Raw genomic sequence first — 22691 nt, forward strand, 5'->3', positions numbered from 1 at the left:
GAAATGGCCGATGGAAATCAGGACAACAGAGCCTTGGCCGTCTTGACGACGTTGGCGACGGTGAAACCGAACAATTCGAACAACTGGTCGGCCGGTGCCGACTCGCCAAAGCGGTCGATGCCGATCACGGCGCCGTGCAGGCCGACATACTTGCGCCAGAAATCAGGGTGGGCCGCCTCGATGGCGATGCGCTTCTCGCAACCGCCGAGGACGGCCGCCCGGTAATCGGCGCTCTGGCGGTCGAAGACGTTGGTGCAGGGCATCGCGACAACGCGGGTGGCGATGCCTTCGCCGGCCAGCGCCGCCTGGGCGTCGAGCGCGAGCTTGACCTCGGAGCCGGTGGCGATGAGGGTGAGCCGCGCTTCGCCGGCGCAGTCGGACAGCACGTAGCCGCCCTTGCGGATGGCGTCGTCGGAGGCGCTGGCGGTGACGGTCGGCAGATTCTGGCGCGACAGGGCGAGCAGAGTCGGGCCATTTGTCCGGTCGACCGCGGCAGCCCAGGCAATCGCCGTTTCGGTCGCATCGGCCGGTCGCCAGACATCCAGGTTAGGGATGATGCGCAGGCTCGGGAGGTGCTCGACCGGCTGGTGCGTCGGACCGTCCTCGCCGAGGCCGATCGAGTCATGGGTATACACCATGATCTGGCGCAGCTTCATCAGCGCCGCCATGCGGATGCCATTGCGCGCGTAGTCGGAGAAGACGAGGAAGGTAGCGGTGTAGGGAATCAGGCCGCCATGCAGCGCGATGCCGTTGGCGATGGCGGTCATGCCGAACTCGCGGACGCCATAATGGCAGTAGTTGCCACCCTCGCCGCGGGTCACGCTCTTGCTGCCCTCGACCAGGGTCAGGTTTGAGCCGGCCAGGTCGGCCGAGCCGCCGAACAGTTCCGGCAGGGCGGGCGCGATGGCGGCGATGGTGTTCTGCGAGGCTTTGCGGGTGGCGATATTCCCGGCCTTTTCACGGCAGGCGGCGATACAGGCGGCCTTGGTCGCTTCCCAGCCGGCCGGTGGTTCGCCCCGGATGACGCGGCGCTCGAACTCGGCGGCTTCCGCGGGGAAGGCAGCCTTATAGGCGGCGAAGCGGTTTGTCCAGGTTTCTTCGAAGTAGGCGCCGCGCGCCTTGCCGTTCCACGCCGCGTACACATCGGACGGGATCTCGAAGGGGGCGTGGTCCCAGCCTATATATTCGCGAGCGTTGGCAATTTCGTCGTCGCCCAATGGCGCGCCGTGGGCATCTTCGCTCCCCTGCTTGTTCGGCGAGCCGCGGCCGATGATCGTCTTGCAGCAGATCAGGGTGGGCTTGTCGGTGGCCGACTTGGCCGCGAGTATGGCAAGTTCGATGGCGTTGCTGTCATGGCCGTCTACGTCAGCAATGACATGCCAGCCGTAGGACTTGAAACGCTTGGGCGTGTCGTCGGTGAACCAGCCTTCGACATGGCCGTCGATGGAAATGCCGTTATTGTCCCAGAAGGCGATCAGCTTGCCCAGGCCGAGGGTGCCGGCGAGCGAGCAGGCCTCGTGCGAGATGCCCTCCATCAGGCAGCCGTCGCCGAGAAACACGTAGGTGTAGTGATCGACGATCTCCTGGCCAGGCCGGTTGAACTCGGCGGCCAGCACCTTCTCGGACAGCGCCATGCCGATCGCATTGGCGATGCCCTGGCCGAGCGGGCCGGTGGTCGTTTCGACCCCGACGGTGACCCCATATTCCGGGTGCCCGGCGGTCTTCGAGTGGAGTTGGCGGAAGTTCTTCAGGTCGTCGATCGTGAGATCGTAACCGGTGAGGTGCAGCAGGGCATAGAGCAGCATCGAACCGTGGCCGTTCGACAGCACGAAGCGGTCGCGGTCCGGCCACCGCGGGTTGGCCGGGTTGTGGCGCAGATGTCGCCGCCAGAGCACCTCGGCGATTTCGGCCATGCCCATTGGCGCCCCCGGATGTCCTGATCTGGCCCGCTGTACGGCATCCATAGCCAAGGCACGGATGGCACTCGTGATGGGGGTAAAAAATTGCGACTGCTGGGAGAAATTCGAGCTCATGTCGGTAATCCGTCGCGCTCGCCCTTATGCTAACGGTGGCGCACCCGGAAAAAAATCAAATTATCGTGCAAAACGACGTCCTCTGGATAGTCCGGCCGCTAATTTAGGTGATTTGCCTTTGCCCGTCAGGTCTTGCCGATGTGGCCGATTGTGCTCACTGGCAATGGCGGTCATGGGGATCGGCCAGTTGCGGCAATCGGGATTGCCATATCCCCCAAAAGTGCTACCCCCAAAAAGTGCTTTGCATTATTGATTCAGTACGCCATACTGAGCATTCGGGATTTCCAGGCAGTGTTTTGTTCCTGCGCCGTATCACGGTTAGTCAGTTCCTCGGTCTTGGTTCTCGTATGTGTTTGTTTGGGTGAAAGCCCGTTAATTTTTTCCAAGGAAGTTATAAATGGCAACTGGTACCGTCAAGTGGTTCAACGACTCCAAGGGTTTTGGTTTTATCTCCCCGTCCGAAGGTGGTGAAGACCTCTTCGCTCACTTCTCCGCAATTCAAGGCAATGGTTTCAAGACCCTGGCCGAGAACCAGAAGGTGACCTTCGACGTCGTTACCGGCCCGAAGGGCAAGCAGGCTGCAAATATCCGCCCGGCCGAATAAGTCTGGCGTCGCCTGTATCGAGAAAGCCCGGCTTGCCGGGCTTTTTGCTTTTGCGTCCGGCCGTTTTGTGGCTTTACGGTAAAATCTTTTTTTTGCTCAGAGATATTCCGTGATCGGCATCACCATCGCCCTCTCCAAGGGCCGCATTTTCGACGAAACCCTGCCGCTGCTGGCGGCGGCGGGGATCGTGCCGGACGAGAACCCGGAAACTTCGCGCAAGCTGATCATCGAGACCAACCAGCCGAACGTCCGTGTCGTCATCGTCCGCGCCACCGACGTGCCGACCTACGTGCAATATGGCGCTGCCGACATCGGTGTCGCCGGCAAGGATGTGCTGATCGAGCACGGCGGCGAGGGCCTCTATGCGCCGCTCGACCTGAAGATCGCCAAGTGCCGGATGATGGTCGCCGTGCCCGAGGGTTTCGATTACGCGAAAGCCGTGTGCCAGGGCAATCGCCTCAAGGTTGCTTCAAAATACACCAAGGTGGCGCGCGAGCATTTTGCCCGCAAGGGCGTCCATGTCGACCTGATCAAGCTCTACGGTTCGATGGAACTGGCACCGCTGGCCGGCCTGGCCGATGCGATTGTCGACCTGGTGTCGAGCGGCGGCACGTTGAAGGCCAACAAACTGGTCGCCTGCGAGCACATTATGGATATTTCGTCGCGCCTGGTGGTCAATCAGGCCTCATTGAAGGTCAAGCGCGAAACCCTGCAACCGATTATCGATGCCTTTGCCCAGGCGGTGGAGAAATAAGCACCATGGTCGCGATCAAACGACTTGCCACGGTCGACGCCGATTTCTCGGCAAAAATGGATGCGCTGCTGGCTTTCGAGGCGGCCGCCGACGAGAACATCGAGCGCACCGTTGCCGGCATCCTGAGCGATGTAAAGGTGCGCGGCGATGCGGCTGTCGTCGACTACAGCAACAAATTCGATCGCCTGACGGCCACCGCGATGGCCGATCTCGAACTCGGCAAGGCCGAGTTGCAGGCCGCGCTGGACGGCCTGCCTGCCGAGCGCCGCGCCGCGCTCGAAGCCGCCGCCGGTCGCATTCGGGCTTATCACGAACGCCAGAAGCTTGAGGGCTGGTCCTATACCGAGGCTGACGGCACGATGCTCGGCCAGATGATCACACCGCTCGACCGCGTCGGCCTCTACGTGCCGGGCGGCAAGGCGGCCTATCCGTCGTCGGTGCTGATGAACGCGATTCCGGCCAAGGTCGCCGGCGTCAAGGAACTGATCATGGTCGTCCCGACGCCGGGCGGCGAGCATAACCAGCTGGTGCTGGCCGCGGCTTGCCTGGCCGGTGTCGATCGCGTGTTCACGATTGGTGGCGCGCAGGCGGTCGGTGCGCTGGCCTACGGCACGCAGACCGTGCCGCAGGTGGACAAGATCGTCGGCCCCGGCAACGCCTACGTCGCCACCGCCAAGCGCCGGGTGTTCGGCATTGTCGGCATCGACATGGTGGCCGGTCCGTCGGAAATCCTGGTGGTGTCGGATGGTTCGGGTAACCCGGACTGGGTGGCGATGGACCTGTTCTCGCAGGCCGAGCACGACGAACTGGCGCAGTCGATCCTGATCAGCACCGAAGCAGCCTTCATCGAGCAGGTGCAGGCCAGCATCGAAAATCTGCTGCCGACCATGCCGCGCCGTGAAGTCATCGAAACTTCGCTGACCAACCGTGGCGCATTTATCCTGGTGCGCGATATGGACGAGGCGGTCGCCATCGCCAATCGCGTCGCGCCGGAACACCTCGAACTCGCGCTGGCCGATCCCGATCCGTGGGTCAGCAAGATCCACCACGCCGGCGCCATCTTCATCGGCCATTACACCTCCGAGTCGCTCGGCGACTACTGCGCCGGCCCGAACCACGTGCTGCCGACTTCCGGCAGCGCCCGTTTCTCGTCGCCGCTCGGTGTCTACGATTTCCAGAAACGGACCAGCCTGATCAAGGTCTCGAAAGCCGGCGCGCAGACGCTAGGCCGCATCGCCGCGACGCTGGCATACGGCGAAGGCCTGCCGGCGCACGCCAAATCCGCCGAATTCCGCCTCGAAAATTAGCCCGGAAACGCCGTTGACCGCAACAGCACCCGAATCGCCAAGCCGCCCGGACCTCCGGGCGCTTTTTTTGGGCTTTTCGGCGGTCGGCCTCTCCGGTTTCGGTGGCGTGCTGCCCTTCGTCCGGCGCATGCTGGTCGATCAAAAGCGCTGGCTGAGCGCCGAGGAATTCAACACCCAGCTCGGTTTCTGCCAGTTCCTGCCCGGCCCCAATGTGATCAATCTGGCGGTGCTGGTTGGCAAGCGTTATCGCGGCGTGCCCGGCGCCATCGTCGCGCCGCTCGGCCTGCTGGCCGGGCCGCTGGTCATCGTGCTGCTGCTGGCGGTGCTTTACGATCATTATGGCGATCTGCCGCGCGTTCAGTCGATGCTGCGTGGCATCGCGGCGGTCGGCGTCGGCCTGCTTTTCGCGACGGCCTGGCGGATGGGCATGGCGATCCGTGAGAAGCCATTTTTCCTGCCTTTTACGGTGTTGACCGTGGCAGCCATCGCCTGGCTGCGCTGGCCGCTGCCGGTCGTCATGGTTGCCGGCCTGTTGCTTGCCGGCGGCGTCGCCTGGTGGCGTTTGGGGCGTCAATGAGCCTCGTCGCCCAACTGTTCAGCGAATTCGCGCTGCTTTCCTTCGTTGCCTTCGGCGGCGCGACGGCGCTGTTGCCGGAAATGCACCGCGTTGTCGTCGACAACCATCACTGGCTCGACGACACGACCTTCACCCATCTCTATGCCATCGCCCAGGCGGCGCCCGGGCCGAACGTGCTGGTTGTCACGCTGATCGGCTGGGAGGTGGCCGGCCTCGCCGGTGCGCTGGCGGCGACGCTGGCCATGACGCTGCCGATGAGCATCGTCATCTACCTTCTGATCGACCGCTGGGAAAGCTTCGCCGGCAAGCGCTGGCAGAAGGCGATCAGTCTCGGCGTCGCGCCGCTCGCGGTCGGCCTGATTTTCTCCGGCGCAACGCTGATCGCCCAATCGGCCGAACTGGGCCGGGCGGCATGGGGGCTGGTCGCGTTGACGGTAGCCATTAATCTGCGGAGCGGCCTGCATCCGCTATGGTTGATCACCGCCGGTGCCGCCTTGGGCTTACTCGGGGTCATCTGATTTTTGCCCTTTTGAAGGTGTTGACCGCAACGATTTACGCTACAAGCGTTGGACTGGATTCGACCCATACTCGCCCCACGGGTTGCTCCAAAGCGGCCGTAGGGTGAGGTGCCTGTCGCTTCCACAAACCGGCCGTTGGGCAACTCGTGCACCCGGCCCAGACTGTGTAAAAATGCAGGCTACGTTTTTAGAAGTGGGAGTGCAGCCGAGAAATTGTTGCCATTATCTGTGTATGGTGGGAATTCTGTGCCAATAACTGCTTTTAATCTAAGTTACGGTGGGGAAATCTTCCGCAGAAGCCGATTTTTTTGGGTTTTTACACAACCTCGGCCAGGAGCGGACAGTTGAGAATTTCCTCCCATTGCAGCCATTCACAACCACTAATCCTCTGCGAATTCGTCATTGTCATTGCGTCCGTATTATCATTGAAGATGCGGACAGGCAAACGCGGAACAACCATCACAGAACAAGCAGTTGCCGCTCCTTGGCATATTCTGCCAATTTCAATAGTACAGACCGGCTGGTCTGGTGAATAACTGTTAAGGAGACGCTGATTTATTCCAGAATTGTCATTCCGGCGAAGGGCGGAATCTAGAAAAATCAACGACTTGGACACTGGCCTTCACCGGGGTGACGAATAAATCAGCGCTTCCTTAATGTTCCTGCTGCCCGGCCGCCCGAACAAATTGACGGATAGATTGGCGCGAACCGTTGTCCAACTTGGCGACCCATCCGGATGCAATTTGACTACTGCAGGAATGGGGGGAAACCCGCGGCCACCCTTGGGAGAACAGCATGCGCGCTATCTTCATCAGTTACCGCCGGGACGATTCGGAAGGTCAGGCCGGCCGCCTTTACGACGATCTGAGCCGGCATTTCGGCGATGACGCGGTGTTCATGGACGTGGCGGCGATCGAGCCGGGGCGGGATTTTCGCCGGGTCATCGACGACCACGTGGCTTCCTGCGGCGTGCTGCTGGCGATCATTGGCAAATCCTGGCTGAGCGGGAAGAACGAAGCGGGAGCGCGGCGGCTCGACGACCCTATGGATTTCGTGCGCCTGGAAACCGCCTCTGCGCTGAAGCGCGACATTCCCGTCGTTCCCGTCCTGGTCCACGGCGCCAAGATGCCGCAGGCCGAAGACCTACCCGAGGACCTGCAAGCGCTGGCCTTCCGCAACGCCGTCGAATTGACACACGCCCGCTGGGATTCCGATGTCCAGGTGCTGGTCAAGGCGTTACAGGCCTATGTCCAGCCGCAGGAGCGTCCCGCTGTGCCCCCGGTCCCGCTGGTGCCGCCGCCGGGATCGGGGAGCGGAAAGATGGCCGGAACCATCGGGGCGATCGCTCTGGTCGGGGTGGCGCTGGCGGCCGGCGGCTACCTGTGGCATCAGCAGTCTGCCGAAGCCGAGGCGGCGCGGGCGGCCGCCGAAGCCCAAGCCCAGCAGGTGGAGGCGGCCAGCAAGGACCGGGAAGCCCAGGCCCTGGCCGAGGCGGCTGGCGCGGCTCGCGCCCAGGCCGTTGCCGAGATGGAAGCGAAGCAGGCGGAGGAGACGGCCAGGAAAGACAAGGAAATGCAGGCGGCGGAGGCGAGGCAACAGGCCGAGACGGCAAGGAAAGACAGGGAAGACAGGGAAGCCCAGGCGGTAGAAGCCGCCGCCAGCCGAGCCCGGGCCGCCGCCGAGACGGAAGCGAGGCAGCGCCAGGAGGCCGATCGTGTCAGCGCTCTGCAGGCCAAGGAACAGGCCCTAGCCGCCGAGCGTGCCACCATGGAGCGCACTCGGACGGAGCGCCCGGACCCCAGGGCCCGCTGGAAGATTGGCAATTTCCCCCCGCCCAATGCGGGATACCTGCTGTACACCATCACCTCGCGCGGCGATCCAGCCTGCGTTTCCTACGATGGCGCCTCTTGTCTGTGGGGTACCACCATCAATCAGATCGATTTCTCGAAACTCAAACCGCTGGTCTGCGGCAACCCCCACAAGGCCCGGTGGGGCGTCACCGGTTACGAGGACCCGAAGCACTGGTGCAGTCTGGCGCGCGGAGGCTAGTTCGGAGCCCAACGAGACAAGAGGGTGCGGTTTCTTTGGTAGGCCGCTAAGGATAGGGAATTCAAGGCCACTTTTGCAGTATTTCGTGCGTATCAGTCATATTCGTTCTGGGAATTCTTGTCGGAGGAACCGGAAAACCCGCCTCTGCATGCGCGTTGTCCGTGTCTGAGGCCACCTGGGCGGCGGAAGTTTACCGCTCGGGTGGCCTCAGGCACGAGTCGCCCCCGACGAGCGGCGTGTGTTCGTCTGTCTTACCACGCGATGCGCTGATCGAACTCGTAGTCCGTCGCCGGCTGCGCCTGCGGATCGATGGCCCGAGGCCACCCCGTCTCGCCAGGCCGGCAACCCGGCATTTCCCACAGCGGCGCCCCGCGCTGGCTTGAGCGCTGGTGGCGAGGTCGGTACGCCCGGATGGCAGAGAATCTCCCGGATCGCCGGCCCCTCGGTCATGAAGGCGATGATCTTTATCTCGCCGCCGCCACACTGCGGGCACAACAGGAGCAACACCTCGTAGATGCGGGCCAGCAACAGCGCCAAGACATAGCGCGCCGCTTTGCGATGCGGCAGTTCAGCCGCGTCTGTGGTCGCCCCGTCCGTCTTGGCGGGTGTATTCGGGTCGGTGGCTGTGACACCCGGCATCTGCTACGGGCTGCGCCAACACAGTGACGGCGGCCCGTAGCGGCGAGTTCGGCGCCAGCACACCGACGTAGCGATGACGATGCCTTCGCGGGGGCGGAATCAGCGGTGCGAGACGATCGAGCAGTTGTATCGGGGTCAGCATCAGGCTGACACTGCCGCCCGGGCCGGGCTTCACGCTTTCATAGACCAGATGCTCGGTGTCGATTTCACGCAAGCGTTCCGGTGCAAAGGCCGGTCGGGCGCAATACCGCAGCAGACGCTCCAGACCATCGCGCTCGTGCGCCTCGATGCGCACCTCGGCGGACGATCGTCAGCCCCGCCGTCTTCTTCGCTTCGTTGAGCCGGTGGCCCCACTGTTAACCGCGCAGGCGAGCGTGCCGTCTAACGTCAGCCGTGTCCGTGTTTGCCACGAACTCGACAAACTCAGTACGTGCTGGAGCGAGCGACACCGGGACGAATATCGGGATTCTTCGCGTCGCCGCAATTTGGCCCGCTAACGCGAACTTCCTTCGTCTGGCCAGGGGCAAGGGCGACATCGGTACTACCCCACAGCGTGTTCTGAGCGCAGTTCGCCGAGCGCGCCGTCCCCACCCATTGCCGAGCACCCGCATTTCGGACCTCATAGATGGCATCCACCGTTTTGCCGGGGCCGCTGTTCGCCGGGTCCCAGCCCACGCGATAGCGATACTCGACGCCCGCGGCGCGACCCCAACCGGACCAGTCGGTCATGCGGTAGCCACCAGCAGGTGACGGGGGCGTCACCGGAGCGGTCTGAACTGAGCGCTCACGGAGAGCAAGATTGCACCAGTGATTAGGATCTTCAAAACCAGTAACACCATACAACTTGCGGTGCCCTGCGCCGCAGACCAGTGGTCTAACTCGGCTAAAATCAATGTCGCGCATCGATTGGCCCCACAAGCAATTCGCTCCGTCGTAGGACGCACATGCGGGGTTTCCATCGCTCGTAATGGTGAAGACAAGCCGCCCACCGTTTGGTGGTGGGAATGTATCTTCCTTCCAGCGCTCGGTTGCCCAGGCCTCGGCGCCCATGTAATAGGGTGAGGACGTGATGAACAGGGCAATACCAATCAGCTTGATGGGTTTCATGGGCCGACTCCTCTCTCGATTTCTTGGCCCTAGGCTCCTTTGAGACGAACGCGGAGCAAACATAAGACTACAGCAATCATTTGAGTTGAAACTGCAACCATATGACCCACTTCAAGCGTAAGAGTTCAGATCACACGGCTGCAAAACTTCGGTGATAAGGATAGGAAATTCAAGGCCACTTTTTACCGTCGTACTATGTCTTGCGATTCAGTCGTGGTCAATCTTGAAGGTGGTGCTGAAGGCAATCCTCTTGACTTAGCGGTCTGTCATCTAATTTTGGCAACTTTGCCATCTGGCCGCGCCAAGATATAATCGAGCATGTAACCAATTGATATAAATAGGCGTTATATGACGGCCTAAATATGCCAATATCGTTTCACGGCTAACGGACTACATTCATGGCGCCAATTTCCTTGCCGCCGCCCGCCGCGAGCCTCGGTTTTTCACCCGAAACCGTGAATTGCCATTCACGAATCTGATCGCTTTCCTGCTCACCGGCATTCGCGGCGCAGTTCAGGCGGAGCTTGATTCCTTCTTTGCCCTGCTTGCCGGAAGAACCCGCCTTTGTCGGGCGATCACGGCCAGTGCCTTCTCAAAGGCGCGCAGCCATCTGGTCGCCAATCTCTTTGAGCCGCTCAATACAGAATTGCTGCGCCTGGTCGATGAGGTCGTTCCGCAGCAGCCGGACTGGCAAGGCTTGCGGGTCTTGGCGGCGGATGCATCGAAGGTACGTCTGACCTTGCTTGACCTGGAAGGGCGCCGCCATATTCGAGAAGCGGCCATCTTCGGTTTGTTTCGGCCAGGGATCGAATTGTTCGACTCGCTGATTTTGCACAGTTCGCTGGTCGGCGAACGTCAGATGTTGTTTGAGCGGCTTGACCGACTCGGTGCTCAGGACATGCTGGTGCTTGATCGCGGGTATCCGGGTGCCTGGTTGGTCGCGGCGCTGTTGCATCGAGGTATCCCCTTTTGCATACGCTGTGATTCGTCCGCTTCCTTTTCTGCCATCACCCAGTTCATGCGATCCGGAGAAGATGAGGCGCAGGTGACATTGCCGCCACCGCATCGTCAGGATGCCATTGATTACGAGTGTCCGCGTCTGCCTTCTATGGTTCGCCTGATTCGTCAGGTGACGCCGACTGGCAAGGTACGGGTCTTGATGACCTCCTTGCTTGATACCGCGCGGTATCCGGCCACAAGCTTCTCAGCCCTTTATCACAGCCGTTGGCGTATCGAGGAGGCGTTCAAGCGCATCAAACACCGGCTCAATCTGGAGCACACGTCCGGCCTGACTTGGCTGGCCGCCTGCCAGGATGTTGGGGCCAAGATGGTGTGTGACAATCTCAATGCCCTGGCCACCTACCTGGCTGCGGAAGAGCGGCTGCCCAGCGATTCGCCATGGCGAGTGAATCGGACGATGGCCTTCAATACCGTACGTCGTATCTTGCCCCGAGTCTTGGCGGGTGTGCAGCAAATCACCACCCGAGTTACCAAGGAAATCTTCTCGGAAATCGTCAAAAACCTTCAGAAATTTATCCCTGATCGTGCTCGACCTCGGCCAAACCAGCGAAAGCCTCACCTGTCCTTTGCTTACAAACCCGCCGTATGACTATGGACTAAGTTGAGAGGATTGGTGCTGAAGGAGCCTGAAAAACCCGCTCCGCCATGCCCGTTGTCTATGCCAGTGGCCAGTTGGAGGAAGAAAGTAATCTGTTTGCGACGGTTGGCTTCGGCATGAGATACCGGCCATTCAGCGGTGAAAATTTCGTGCTTGTCGAGTGTCTCTTCATGCCCGGCACAGCCTGCCACCGGAATCAGATTCTACCCTCTGGAACAGCGGCGGCGCTCGGTAAGCCGCCGCTTAGAACCACACCATTTCAATCGCACCAATGACGGCTATCGCTGCACTGCCGCCGTTCAGACGAAGAAAACTGGTAGCGCCGGTTGAACGGCCGTAATAGAGAAAAATCCTGAGCGTCCGCTGATGGCCGGTGGACTAAACCGCTCGCGCGGTAGAGGCTGCGCATAAGCTGCTGAGTATCTTTGAGATTAGCGTGCTGTTTCCTATGTTGAGAACTGAGGCAATCCGCCTCGTTACTCGACAGGAGCAGCGCCATGACCATCACGACCCAAAGCATCAGCCCGTTGCGTCAACGCATGATCGACGACATGCGGATACGCAAGCTATGCGACAAGACCCAGACTCACTATATTCGCGCCGTTCGGCAATTCGCCGGTTTCCTGGGTCGCTCGCCGGACACCGCGACCATCGAAGACCTGCGACGCTACCAGTTGCACCTCGTTGATCACGGCATATCGCCCGTTTCGCTCAATGCCGCAATCACCGGGCTGAAATTCTTCTTTGACGTGACGCTCGACCATGTGGCGTTGATGGCCAAAATGCAACCTGTGCGAGTCCCGCGCACGTTACCGGTGATCCTGAGCCGCGAAGGAGTGTCGCGCCTGATTGTTGCTGCCGGCAACCTGAAGCACCAGAGCGCGCTCTCCATTGCCTACGGGGCCGGATTGCGCGCCAGCGAGGTGATTTCCCTCAAGGTCGGTGACATCGACAGCCAGCGCATGACACTGCGGGTTGAACAAGGCCAAGGCCAACAAGATCGCTACGTCATGCTCTCACCCGTTCTGCTCGAACGCCTGCGGGTCTGGTGGCGCGTCGCCCGTGCGCAGGGCAAGATGCTTGATGGTGGTTGGCTATTTCCCGACCTGAACCCGATCGATTCGCTCAGCACCCGCCAACTCAACCGCGCCATCCATGCCGCGGCGATGGCCGCCCGGATCGACAAGCGCATCTCGATGCACACCCTGCGTCACAGTTTCGCCACCCACCTGCTGGAACAGAAAGTGGATATCCGCGTGATCCAGGTTCTGCTCGAGCATAAGAAACTCGACACCACCGCGCTGTACACCCAGGTCGCCACCGACATCCTGCGCGAAGTGGTCAGCCCGCTGGAGAATCTGAACCCCGTATAGCTTGTCGCCATGGGGCGTTCTGCCCTCGAGGTCGCGGACATCTTCCGGACCCATGGGCCGGCTTGGCGCCAAACGCAGCAGGCTCACCTGAGTCTGGGGCAACTCAAGGTCATGTCGGCCATCGAGCAGTGCCGCAGCGCGGCACTGGGGGGCATGTGTTGCATTGCAATGCTTGCGACCATACAGAGATTGCCTACGCCCCGAAGGAAGTCCCCTTGGGGGACAACTCCTGTCGCAACCGGCATTGCCCGAAGTGCCAGGCCAGTGCGGCGCAACGCTGGCTTGCTGCTGGTGGATTACTACCACGTGGTATTTACCTTGCCGGCGCCGATCAGTGCCATTGCGTACACCAACAAGGCCGTCATTTATCGTCTGTTGTTCGAGGTGGCGGCAGAGACGTTGAGTACCATTGCCGCTGATCCCAAGCATCTGGGCGCGCAAATCGGCGCCACGCTGGTGTTGCATACCTGGGGATCGGCATTGACCCATCATCCCCACGTCCATGGCATTGTCCCGGGCGGTGGCCTGTCCCCCGACGGGTCGCGTTGGATTGCCTGCAAGCCAGGGTTCTTCCTGCCCGTTCGCGTCCCCTCCCGCTTGTTCCGGCGGCGGTGCTGGCTTATCTGGCGCGCTATACCCATCGGGTGGCGATCTCGAATCAACGACTGGTGGCCATGGACGACCGTGGCATTACCTTTCGCCGGAAGGATTACCGGGCCAATCGCCAAACCCGTTACAAGACCATGACGCTTAATCCGGGCGAGTTCATGGGCCGTTTCCTGCTGCATGTCCTGCCCAGTGGATTTCACCGGATCCACCACTATGGGTTGATCGCCAATGCCGGACGCCGGGAGAATCTGGCGCGGGTCCGCGAACTGTTGCAGGTGGCGCCCGCGGGCGTTGCAGCAACCGAGGATGCGCCGGCACCAACGGATATCAAGCAACCTACGTTCATCTGTCCTGACTGTGTGGCAGCGATGGTCGTCATCGAGACTTTCGGGCGCGGGCAGCCGATCCGCGCACCACCACTGCAACGCGTCGCACGATGAGCGCATCGCTCTCTCAATATCTCAACTGTCCGTCATCACTGCCGCCAATAGTGACGATACGGGAAGCGATTGCCTGGCGCTACGGAAATGCCCATTCTGGCAGGGTGCGACACCCAAAAACCTGGCCTATCCCCTCAGAGGCCGGTCGATTGAACGCGGCCGTCACCTCGCTGACCGGCTTCATCCTCGTCTCAGTCGGCAATCCGGGCAGTCAAATCCCCATAGCCCGTCGCCTTTCCTGATATCGCCGTCGTGCTCCCCGCGGTTTCCTCCCCCGGCGCTTGTCTGACGCCAGCCCAATGAGCGGCTCCCGTTCCCAGCAGCCATGCCGGTCAGGGCTGGCATCTGACAACCCTTAACAAAAGCGGCGGTCGATTCGCTCAAGCAGCCATCTTGTATTACGGACATGCGGAGCGATGATGCTCAAATGAACAGATTCCGGGCGACGTGCTTGTGGCGTCAGCCGAGAATGTCGCGCAGGGCCTCGGTCAGCGCCTTGCATTCCACTACGGTTCCGACCGTGATGCGCAGGAACTGGTCGATGCGCGGCAGCTTGAAGTGGCGGACGATAATGCCTTGTTCGCGCAGCGCCTGCGCCAGTTGCGCCGCATCGCGTTGCGGGTGGCGGGCGAAGATGAAATTGGCGGCGGAGGGCAGGACGTCGAAGCCGCGCGCCGCGAGTTCTCCGATCAGTTTTTCGCGGGTGGCGATGACCGCCTGTCGGGTTTGCTCGAAATGTGCGGTGTCTTCCAGCGCGGCGACGGCGCCGACAATGGCCAGGCGGTCGAGCGGGTAGGAGTTGAAGCTGTTTTTGACCCGCTCCAAGCCTGCGATCAGGTCCGGATGGCCGACCGCGAAGCCGACGCGCAGGCCGGCCAGCGAACGTGATTTGGACAGCGTGTGCACGACCAGCAGATTGTCGTTGCGGTCGACCAGCGAAATGGCCGAAATTCCGCCGAAATCGACATAGGCTTCATCGACGACGACGAGCGAATTGGGATTGGCCTTGAGGATTTGCTCGATGGCATCGAGCGCCAGTAGGCGGCCGGTCGGTGCGTTCGGGTTGGGGAAGATGATGCCGCCGTTCGGTCGGCCACAATAGTCTGCCGGATCGATGCTGAAATCCTCGGCCAGTGGCACGGTGGCGTAGTCGATGCCGTAGAGTCCACAATAGACCGGGTAGAAGCTGTAGGTTATGTCCGGGAAGAGGATCGGCCGCTCGTGCTTGAGTAGCGCCATGAAGACGTGGGCCAGCACTTCGTCCGAGCCGTTGCCGACGAAGACCTGTCGCGCCGTGATGCCGTGCGTCCGGGCAATGGCGGCCTTGAGCAGATCGGCGTTGGGGTCGGGATAGAGGCGCAGGCGCGCGGCATCGGCGCCGAGTTCGGCCTGAATCGCCGCCAGCACCCTGGGCGAGGGCGGGTAGGGGTTCTCGTTGGTATTGAGCTTGATCAGATTGACAAGCTTGGGCTGCTCGCCCGGCACATAGGGGGTGAGGGTGCCGACAACCCTGCTCCAGAAGCGACTCATGGGATTTTCACGGAAAGCCTAAACGGGGGCGAAATGGTATCATGCCCCTTCATTCCAAAGCTTCTTGCGGCCCCCGTCATGCGTCAAGCTGAAATCATCCGTAATACCCTGGAAACCCAGGTCACCGTGCGCGTCAATCTCGATGGTACTGGTCAGGGGAAATTTGCCACCGGCGTACCTTTTCTTGATCACATGCTCGACCAGATCGCACGTCATGGCCTGATCGACATCGATGTGCAGGCGGTTGGCGATCTCCATATCGATGCCCACCACACGGTCGAGGATGTCGGCATCACCATTGGCCAGGCGCTGGCCAGGGCCTGGGGCGACAAGAAGGGCCTGACCCGCTACGGCCACAGCTACGTGCCGCTGGACGAAGCACTGTCGCGCGTCGTCATCGATCTCTCGGGGCGGCCAGGGCTCGAATTCAACGTGCCGTTCACGCGGGCGATGATCGGCCAGTTCGACGTCGATCTGGTCAATGAATTCTTCCAGGGCCTGGTCAATCACGCCGGCATCACGCTGCACATCGACAACCTGCGCGGCGTCAATGCACACCACCAGGCGGAGACGGTGTTCAAGGCCTTCGGCCGCGCCCTGCGCATGGCGGCGACGCCCGATCCGCGCATGGCCGGTGCGATGCCGTCGACCAAGGGCACGCTGTGAGTGTTGGCAATACCGTTGCGGTTGTCGACTACGGCATGGGCAACCTGCGTTCGGTGTCGCAGGCGCTTCAACATGTTTCCGGCGGCAAGAAGGTCGTCGTCACCGCCGATCCGGCGATTGTTGAGGCAGCCGAGCGCGTGGTCTTTCCCGGCCAGGGCGCGATGCCCGACTGCATGCGCGAACTCGACGCCCGTGGCCTGCGCCCGGCGGTTCTGGCCGCGGCGCGCGACAAGCCCTTCCTCGGCATCTGCATCGGCCTGCAGATGCTGTTTGAGCACAGCGCCGAGGGCGATATCGCCGGTCTCGGCGTCTTCGCCGGCGACGTCAGGCGTTTTCCCGATGAAAAGATGGTCGACCGCAACGGTCAGCGCCTGAAAGTGCCGCACATGGGCTGGAATCGCGTGCAGCAGAAGGCGCATGCGCTGTGGGATGGCATCGCCGACGGCGCCCGCTTCTATTTCGTCCATAGCTATTGCGTGCAGCCGGCCGATCCGTCGGTGGTGACGGGCACGACCGAGTACGGTGTCCCCTTTACCTGTGCGGTGGGGCGGGATAATATCTTCGCCATTCAGTTCCATCCCGAGAAAAGTGCTCAGGACGGCCTGCAACTGCTGAAAAACTTTGTTGCCTGGCTGCCGTAAGACTGCGTCTGTCGAGTTTCCTCCTATCCAATTCCCATGCTGATTATTCCCGCCATCGATCTCAAGGACGGCCAGTGCGTCCGTCTTAAGCAGGGCCTGATGCACCAGGCCACCGTCTTTTCCGACAGTCCGGCCGAAATGGCCCGGCACTGGATTGATCAGGGCGCGCGCCGCCTGCATCTGGTCGATCTCAACGGCGCCTTTGCCGGCAAGCCGAAAAACGAACCGGCGATCAAGGCGATCCTGCGCGAAGTCGGCGACGACATTCCGGTGCAGCTCGGCGGCGGCATTCGCGACCTCGATACCATCGAGCGCTGCCTCGACGATGGCCTGACTTACGTCATCATCGGCACCGCGGCGGTCAAGAATCCCGGTTTCCTGCACGATGCCTGTACGGCCTTTCCGGGTCACATTGTCGTCGGTCTCGATGCCCGGGACGGCAGGGTGGCGACCGACGGCTGGTCCAAGCTGACCGGCCACGATGTCGTCGATCTCGGCAGGAAGTACGAGGATTACGGCGTCGAGGCCATCATCTATACCGACATCGGTCGTGACGGCATGCTGTCGGGCATCAACATCGACGCCACCCTGCGTCTGGCCCAAGCGCTGACCATTCCGGTCATCGCTTCCGGCGGCCTGTCCTCGCTCGACGAGATCCGCCAGCTCTGTGCGCTCGAAGCCGAGGGGATCTTCGCGACCATCGCCGGGCGCGCCCTCTACGACGGTTCGCTGGACTTCAAGGCCGTGCAGGAAGCCGCCGATGCCGGCAGCGCCTGATGCTCGCCAAGCGCATCATTCCCTGTCTCGATGTCACCGCCGGCCGCGTCGTCAAGGGCACCAACTTCGTCGACCTGCGTGATGCCGGCGACCCGATCGAAATTGCCCGCCGCTACGACGAGCAGGGGGCAGACGAAATTACCTTCCTCGACATCACCGCGTCGTCCGATCAGCGCGACATCATCCTGCACATCGTCGAGGCCTGCGCGGCGGAGGTCTTCATTCCGCTGACCGTCGGCGGCGGCGTGCGCAAGGTTGAGGATGTCCGCCGTCTGTTGAATGCCGGTGCCGACAAGGTGTCGATGAACACTGCCGCGGTGAACGACCCCGATCTGCTCTTCAACGCGTCAAGCAAGGTCGGTTCCCAGTGCATCGTCGTCGCCATCGACGCCAAGCAGATGGCGCCCGGCAAGTGGAATGTGTTCACGCATGGCGGGCGCAACGATATCGGAATCGATGCGGTCGACTGGGCAAAACGGGTGGAAATGCTCGGCGCCGGGGAAATCCTGTTGACCAGCATGGACCGCGACGGGACCAAGAACGGTTTTGATCTGGCGCTGACCCGCGCCGTCGCCGATGCCGTCAAGATTCCGATCATCGCCTCCGGCGGTGTCGGCAACCTGCAGCACCTCGTCGATGGCGTCAGCGAGGGGCGCGCCGATGCCGTGCTCGCCGCGTCGATCTTCCATTTTGGCGAATACACGGTACGCCAGGCCAAGGAATACATGGCGGCGCGCGGCATCGAAGTGCGCCTGTGAGCGATCTCGACCCCGCGCTGCCGTGGCTCGACGCGCTCAAGTGGGACGCCGACGGCATGATTCCGGCGATCGCCCAGGGCGAGAGCGGGCGGATCGTGATGTTCGCCTGGATGAATCGCGATTCGCTGCAGGAAACCGTGCGCAGCGGCAACGCGGTATACTGGTCGCGTTCACGGCAGCGTCTGTGGCGCAAGGGTGAGGAATCGGGCCACTTCCAGAAAGTGAAATCCATCCGCACCGATTGCGACGGCGACGTGCTGTTGCTGGCGATCGAGCAGGTGGGCGGGATCGCCTGCCACACCGGGCGCGCAAGCTGTTTTTTCAACGAGTTGCATGGGGAACGCTGGGTTCCCGTCGATCCGGTTCTAAAAGACCCTAAGGAAATCTACGCAAGATGAGCAAGTCAGAAGACACAGACAAGTCGGAACCCATTGAAAAGGTGGAGAAGATGGAAAAGATGGGTAAGTATGATGTCCTGCACCGTCTCTCCGAAACGCTTGCAGCCCGCCGCCACGCCGACCCGGAATCGTCGTACACGGCACAACTCTTCGCCAACGGTCCCGATTCCATCCTGAAAAAGATCGGTGAGGAATGCTTTGAGTTGATCATGGCCGGCAAGGAGGGCAAACGCCTGAAAATCGTCTGGGAATCGACCGACGTGGTCTACCATCTCATGGTGCTTCTCGCGTTCTACGGCTTGGGTGCCGATGACGTGTTGCAGGAACTGCGCCGCCGCGAAGGTATCTCCGGCATCGACGAGAAGAAGTCGCGAGGCACCGGCCACGATCACCATAAGAAGGCGAAGGACGGCCACAAGTGAACGACTGCATTTTCTGCAAGATCGTCGCTGGCAGCATTCCCTGCCAGAAGGTGTTCGAGGACGACGAAATCCTTGCCTTCAAGGATCTTTATCCGCAGCGCCCGGTCCACTTTCTGGTGATACCGAAAAGGCACATTACTTCGCTGGCGACGGCAACCGCGGACGATGTTCCGGTACTCGGCGCCATGCTGGCCAAGGCCAACGAAATCGCAGCGGCGCAGGGTAGCCCGGACGGCTTCCGCGTCATCATCAACAATGGGCGGGTGGGGAATCAGGAAGTGCCTCACCTGCACATGCATGTCGTGGGCGGACCGGATCCGGTTGGCCCCATGCTCAAACGCCTCTAGGAGACAGATATGGGTAGTTTTTCCATCTGGCACTGGTTGATCGTACTGGTTATTGTGATGCTGATCTTTGGCACCAAGAAACTGCGCAACGTCGGGCAGGATCTCGGCGGCGCGGTCAAGGGCTTCAAGGACGGCATGAAGGACGCCGCGGCGACCGACCAGCCGGCCGCCAGTGCACCGCCCGAGAAGGTCGGCGGGCAGACCATCGACGTCGAAGTGAAGGAAAAGACCCTGTCCTGATCGGCTTGCCGGCGTGGCGTGCCGCGTGAGCGGTTCCGCGTCCCGCGGTTGTCCAGCGGTCCACTCTCATGTTCGATATCGCGTTTTCCGAACTCATGATCATCGGCGTCGTCGCCCTGCTCGTCATCGGGCCGGAGAAGCTGCCCAAGGTGGCGCGCACGCTCGGCCATCTGCTCGGTCGTGCGCAACGCTATGTCAATGACGTCAAGTCTGACATCAGTCGCGAAATCCAGCTCGACGAACTGAAGAAGCTGCAGACCGAGGTCACCGAATCGGCACGCTCGATCGAAGATTCGGTACGCAAGGAATTCGACGACGCGCGCTCGGCCGTCGAAGTGCCGGCCCAGGCGGCGGCTGCCGAACTGGACGATGCAGCGAAGCAACTCGGTGAAGAAACCGCCGCGCCCGAACCGCCAGCCGCCGACCAGCCTGGCAAGCCTGCTGCCGACCCACCGGACAAGCCTGCCGCATGAGCGATCCAGTGCAGGATTCGCCGGACGAAACATCGTTCATGTCGCACCTCGTCGAACTGCGCGACCGCCTGTTGCGCAGCGTGATCGCGGTCGCGGTCATGCTCGGCATCCTGGCCATCTATCCGGGGCCGGCGGCCATCTACGACTTTCTCGCGGCGCCGCTCACCGCAGCCTTACCGCAAGGCACGAACATGATCGCGATCGGCGTCATCACGCCGTTCATGGTGCCGCTCAAGGTGACCGCCATGGTCGCCTTCGTCGCGGCCCTGCCGTTCATCCTCTACCAGGCCTGGGCTTTCATCGCGCCAGGGCTCTATGCGCACGAAAAGCGGCTTGGCATTCCGCTGATTATTTCGAGCACTCTCCTGTTCATGCTCGGCATCGCCTTCTGTTACTACTTCGTCTTCGGGCAGGTCTTCAGCTTCATTGCCAGCTTTGCGCCGAAAAGCATCACGCCGGCTCCTGATATCGAGGCCTACCTGTCGTTCGTGATGACCATGTTCCTCGCTTTCGGCGTCGCCTTCGAAGTTCCGGTGGCGCTCGTCGTGCTGGTCAAGATGGGCGTGGTGACAGTGGAAAAGCTGAAGGAGTGGCGTTCCTATTTCATCGTCGGCGCCTTCATCGTCGCCGCCGTGGTGACGCCACCCGATGTGGTATCGCAACTGGCGCTGGCGATCCCAATGTGCCTGCTTTACGAACTGGGCATCCTGGCGGCGCGTTTTGTCTCCAGACCGGCGCCAGCGGAGCCGGTTGCGGTCGACCCCGAATCCGGGGCAAAAATCGATACCGAGATGGACAGCGCGGAGGAGGAATTCCGCAAGCTCTCCGGCAAGTAGTCAGGCCGCTTTGCGCTCCGGTCCAGGTACCGTTTCACGCGTCTGCACCGGAACTCCTTCCTCGAACCACCACAGCGTCCCGGCCGGCATGGTTTCCCAGATTTCGTTGTCGGTCAGCGGCAGTGTGGCGATCACCGCGACGCGATCCTCGGGAGACGTCACGTCGCTGAAGTCGACAGTCACATCCTGGTCCTTCAGGTGGGCCTGGGCAAAGGGTGCCTGGCGAACGATGTAGGCGAGCTTGGTCGACGCATGCGCGAACAGCCAGTCGCCGTTGGAAAGGAGGAAGTTGAATTCGCCGTGGCAGGCAATTTCCAGCGTCAGTTCATGAATCGCGGCAAACAATTCGGCGCGCTCGGGCGGCGTGCTGGCGAAGCGCCGGCGCAGGCGCTGCAGCAGCCAGCAGAAGGCGCGCTCGCTGTCGGTCACCCCGACCGGTACGCAGTTGCCGTCGAGTTCGGGCGCGAAATCGAGCAGGTTGCCATTGTGGGCAAAGATCCAGTAGCGGCCCCACAGTTCGCGCATGAACGGGTGCGTGTTCTCGAGCCCGACGCCGCCCTGCGTTGCCTTGCGGATGTGGGCGATGACGTTCTTCGAGCGGATTGGATACTGGCGGACCAATTCGGCCACCGGCGAAGCGCAGGAAGGCTTGGGATCGAGGAAGACGCGCGTGCCCATCCCCTCGAAGAAGGCGATGCCCCAGCCGTCGGTATGGACATCGGTGGCGCCGCCACGCGCCTGAAAGCCGGTGAACGAAAAGCAGATGTCGGTCGGCACGTTGCAGTTCATGCCGAGTAACTGGCACATGGTTCAGTCCTGCTCGGTGTGCATTGTCGGCCGCTTGCCGATCCTGACCTGCGTTTCGAGGATGGTCTTGTCACGGCGCAGGCGGAGGGTCGAACGTTCGTCGGGCTTGAGCTCGGCGATCACGTCGAGCATGACCTGCGGATCCTTGACCGGCTTGTCGCCGACCGTCAGCAGCACGTCGCCGGGGCGGATGCCAGCGGCATCGGCCGGGCTGCCGCGGACGACGCCGGCAATCAGCGCCCCTTCGCTATCCGGCAGGCCGAAGGATTCGGCCAGTTCGGGAGTGATTTCCTGTGCCTCGACGCCTATCCAGCCGCGCGTCACGGCGCCATTCTGGATAATCTGCTCCATGATGTTCCTGGCGCTGGAAACGGGAATCGCGAAGCCGATTCCGCTCGAGCCGCCGCTGCGCGAGTACATGGCCGTATTGATGCCGACCAGGTGGCCGTTGATGTCGACCAGCGCGCCGCCCGAGTTGCCCGGGTTGATCGCGGCATCGGTCTGGATGAAGTTCTCGAAGGTGTTGATCCCGAGATGCGAGCGGCCGAGCGCCGAGACGATCCCCATGGTCACCGTCTGGCCGACACCGAACGGGTTGCCAATGGCCAGCACGACATCGCCGACGCGCAGGGTTTCCATCTGGCCGAAGGTGATCGCCGGCAGCTTGTCGGCCTTGATCTGCAGCACGGCGAGGTCGGACTCGGGATCGCTGCCGATGACCGTCGCCTTGTGGGTGTGGCCGTCGTTCAGCGAAACCTGAATGTCCCTGGCGGCCTCGACGACGTGGAAGTTGGTCAGGATGTAGCCGTCGGCACTGACCAGGACCCCCGATCCGAGACCTGAATTCGGCTGTGGCGGAAGGTCGGGGTTTTCGCCGAAGAAGTGACGGAAGGCGGGATCGTCGAGCAGCGGGTGGCGCTGCTTCCTGACCGCCTGCGTCGTGTAGATGTGAACTACCGCGGGCAGGGCTGCGCGCGCCGCCTCGCGATACGAAGCGGTTCCCCGGTTATCGTCGTCGGCTGGCGGTGTCGGCGCCTCGCGCACGGTGACCGGGCCTGGGCGGGAAGGCAGCCATTCCGGCTTCAGTGTGCTGGTCACGAAGAGAATGGCGACCGCAACCGTTACCGTTTGTGCAAAAATCAGCCACAACCTGCGCATGAAAGACCGT

24 protein-coding genes and 2 pseudogenes are annotated in these 22691 nt (G+C 61.9%); 19 read left to right on the forward strand and 7 right to left on the reverse strand.

Annotated elements, in window-relative coordinates:
- Positions 1-17 precede the first annotated feature (17 nt).
- A complete protein-coding gene (tkt, locus tag IPP03_18075; protein ID MBL0354457.1) occupies positions 18-2033 on the reverse strand; it encodes a transketolase in 2016 nt (671 codons plus the stop codon).
- Between the two features lie 397 nt (positions 2034-2430).
- Here tkt and IPP03_18080 point away from each other — a divergent pair, with 397 nt between their 5' ends.
- The 6 genes and pseudogenes from IPP03_18080 to IPP03_18105 all read left to right on the forward strand — a co-directional run bounded on the left by IPP03_18080 (position 2431) and on the right by IPP03_18105 (position 7041).
- Positions 2431-2637, forward strand: coding sequence for a cold-shock protein (locus IPP03_18080; GenBank protein MBL0354458.1), 207 nt, complete (start codon positions 2431-2433; stop codon positions 2635-2637).
- A gap of 109 nt (positions 2638-2746) precedes the next feature.
- Complete coding sequence (locus IPP03_18085) at positions 2747-3391, forward strand: ATP phosphoribosyltransferase (GenBank protein ID MBL0354459.1); 645 nt, start codon at positions 2747-2749, stop codon at positions 3389-3391.
- Between the two features lie 5 nt (positions 3392-3396).
- Positions 3397-4698, forward strand: a complete 1302-nt coding sequence (hisD, locus tag IPP03_18090) for a histidinol dehydrogenase (GenBank protein MBL0354460.1) — start codon at positions 3397-3399, stop codon at positions 4696-4698.
- Positions 4699-4711: 13 nt separating this feature from the next.
- The gene (locus IPP03_18095; protein MBL0354461.1) at positions 4712-5275 is read left to right on the forward strand and encodes a chromate transporter; all 564 of its coding nucleotides are present in this window, start codon (positions 4712-4714) and stop codon (positions 5273-5275) included.
- Positions 5272-5793, forward strand: a complete 522-nt coding sequence (locus IPP03_18100; protein ID MBL0354462.1) for a chromate transporter — start codon at positions 5272-5274, stop codon at positions 5791-5793. Before IPP03_18095 ends, IPP03_18100 begins: the two co-directional genes overlap by 4 nt.
- Positions 5794-6588: 795 nt before the next feature.
- A pseudogene (locus IPP03_18105) lies at positions 6589-7041 on the forward strand (toll/interleukin-1 receptor domain-containing protein).
- A gap of 1008 nt (positions 7042-8049) precedes the next feature.
- Here IPP03_18105 and IPP03_18110 read toward each other — a convergent pair.
- The 3 genes from IPP03_18110 to IPP03_18120 form a co-directional block, all read right to left on the reverse strand.
- Complete coding sequence (locus IPP03_18110) at positions 8050-8481, reverse strand: hypothetical protein (protein ID MBL0354463.1); 432 nt, start codon at positions 8479-8481, stop codon at positions 8050-8052.
- Positions 8411-8776, reverse strand: coding sequence for a transposase (locus IPP03_18115; GenBank protein ID MBL0354464.1), 366 nt, complete (start codon positions 8774-8776; stop codon positions 8411-8413). Before IPP03_18115 ends, IPP03_18110 begins: the two co-directional genes overlap by 71 nt.
- A 128-nt stretch (positions 8777-8904) precedes the next feature.
- Positions 8905-9588 (reverse strand): hypothetical protein, encoded by a 684-nt coding sequence (locus tag IPP03_18120; protein MBL0354465.1) that lies wholly within the window; start codon positions 9586-9588, stop codon positions 8905-8907.
- 394 nt (positions 9589-9982) lie between these two features.
- Between IPP03_18120 and IPP03_18125 the strand changes: the two genes are divergently transcribed.
- The 3 genes and pseudogenes from IPP03_18125 (at position 9983) to IPP03_18135 (ending at position 13628) form a co-directional block, all read left to right on the forward strand.
- Positions 9983-11197: an IS4 family transposase gene (locus IPP03_18125; protein MBL0354466.1), complete on the forward strand. Its 1215-nt coding sequence runs from the start codon at positions 9983-9985 to the stop codon at positions 11195-11197.
- Between the two features lie 506 nt (positions 11198-11703).
- The gene (locus IPP03_18130; GenBank protein MBL0354467.1) at positions 11704-12579 is read left to right on the forward strand and encodes a site-specific integrase; all 876 of its coding nucleotides are present in this window, start codon (positions 11704-11706) and stop codon (positions 12577-12579) included.
- Positions 12580-12588: 9 nt separating this feature from the next.
- Positions 12589-13628: pseudogene (locus IPP03_18135) on the forward strand (transposase).
- A gap of 459 nt (positions 13629-14087) precedes the next feature.
- On the opposite strand, the gene IPP03_18140 reads toward IPP03_18135, so the two are convergent.
- Positions 14088-15158: a histidinol-phosphate transaminase gene (locus IPP03_18140; protein MBL0354468.1), complete on the reverse strand. Its 1071-nt coding sequence runs from the start codon at positions 15156-15158 to the stop codon at positions 14088-14090.
- Positions 15159-15236: 78 nt separating this feature from the next.
- Between IPP03_18140 and hisB the strand changes: the two genes are divergently transcribed.
- The 10 genes from hisB to tatC all read left to right on the forward strand — a co-directional run bounded on the left by hisB (position 15237) and on the right by tatC (position 20716).
- Positions 15237-15824, forward strand: a complete 588-nt coding sequence (gene hisB / locus IPP03_18145; protein MBL0354469.1) for an imidazoleglycerol-phosphate dehydratase HisB — start codon at positions 15237-15239, stop codon at positions 15822-15824.
- Positions 15825-15859: 35 nt separating this feature from the next.
- The gene (hisH, locus tag IPP03_18150) at positions 15860-16465 is read left to right on the forward strand and encodes an imidazole glycerol phosphate synthase subunit HisH (GenBank protein MBL0354470.1); all 606 of its coding nucleotides are present in this window, start codon (positions 15860-15862) and stop codon (positions 16463-16465) included.
- Between the two features lie 36 nt (positions 16466-16501).
- Positions 16502-17242, forward strand: coding sequence for a 1-(5-phosphoribosyl)-5-[(5-phosphoribosylamino)methylideneamino]imidazole-4-carboxamide isomerase (gene hisA / locus IPP03_18155; GenBank protein MBL0354471.1), 741 nt, complete (start codon positions 16502-16504; stop codon positions 17240-17242).
- Positions 17242-18000: an imidazole glycerol phosphate synthase subunit HisF gene (gene hisF, locus IPP03_18160; protein MBL0354472.1), complete on the forward strand. Its 759-nt coding sequence runs from the start codon at positions 17242-17244 to the stop codon at positions 17998-18000. Before hisA ends, hisF begins: the two co-directional genes overlap by 1 nt.
- Positions 17997-18398 (forward strand): phosphoribosyl-AMP cyclohydrolase, encoded by a 402-nt coding sequence (gene hisI / locus IPP03_18165; protein MBL0354473.1) that lies wholly within the window; start codon positions 17997-17999, stop codon positions 18396-18398. Before hisF ends, hisI begins: the two co-directional genes overlap by 4 nt.
- Positions 18399-18457: 59 nt before the next feature.
- Positions 18458-18820 carry a phosphoribosyl-ATP diphosphatase gene (locus tag IPP03_18170; GenBank protein MBL0354474.1) on the forward strand — a complete coding sequence of 121 codons (363 nt, stop codon included), beginning with the start codon at positions 18458-18460 and terminating at the stop codon, positions 18818-18820.
- Positions 18817-19167 carry a histidine triad nucleotide-binding protein gene (locus IPP03_18175; protein MBL0354475.1) on the forward strand — a complete coding sequence of 117 codons (351 nt, stop codon included), beginning with the start codon at positions 18817-18819 and terminating at the stop codon, positions 19165-19167. Before IPP03_18170 ends, IPP03_18175 begins: the two co-directional genes overlap by 4 nt.
- A 9-nt stretch (positions 19168-19176) precedes the next feature.
- Positions 19177-19407, forward strand: coding sequence for a Sec-independent protein translocase subunit TatA (gene tatA, locus IPP03_18180; protein ID MBL0354476.1), 231 nt, complete (start codon positions 19177-19179; stop codon positions 19405-19407).
- Positions 19408-19475: 68 nt separating this feature from the next.
- A complete protein-coding gene (tatB, locus tag IPP03_18185) occupies positions 19476-19880 on the forward strand; it encodes a twin-arginine translocase subunit TatB (protein MBL0354477.1) in 405 nt (134 codons plus the stop codon).
- The gene (gene tatC, locus IPP03_18190; GenBank protein ID MBL0354478.1) at positions 19877-20716 is read left to right on the forward strand and encodes a twin-arginine translocase subunit TatC; all 840 of its coding nucleotides are present in this window, start codon (positions 19877-19879) and stop codon (positions 20714-20716) included. Before tatB ends, tatC begins: the two co-directional genes overlap by 4 nt.
- Here tatC and IPP03_18195 read toward each other — a convergent pair whose 3' ends face one another.
- Positions 20717-21523 carry a class II glutamine amidotransferase gene (locus tag IPP03_18195; GenBank protein ID MBL0354479.1) on the reverse strand — a complete coding sequence of 269 codons (807 nt, stop codon included), beginning with the start codon at positions 21521-21523 and terminating at the stop codon, positions 20717-20719.
- Positions 21524-21526: 3 nt separating this feature from the next.
- Positions 21527-22681, reverse strand: coding sequence for a Do family serine endopeptidase (locus IPP03_18200; GenBank protein MBL0354480.1), 1155 nt, complete (start codon positions 22679-22681; stop codon positions 21527-21529).
- Positions 22682-22691 lie beyond the last annotated feature (10 nt).

Origin of the sequence: Candidatus Dechloromonas phosphoritropha, from assembly GCA_016722705.1 — a bacterium.
Lineage (GTDB): Bacteria > Pseudomonadota > Gammaproteobacteria > Burkholderiales > Rhodocyclaceae > Azonexus > Azonexus phosphoritrophus.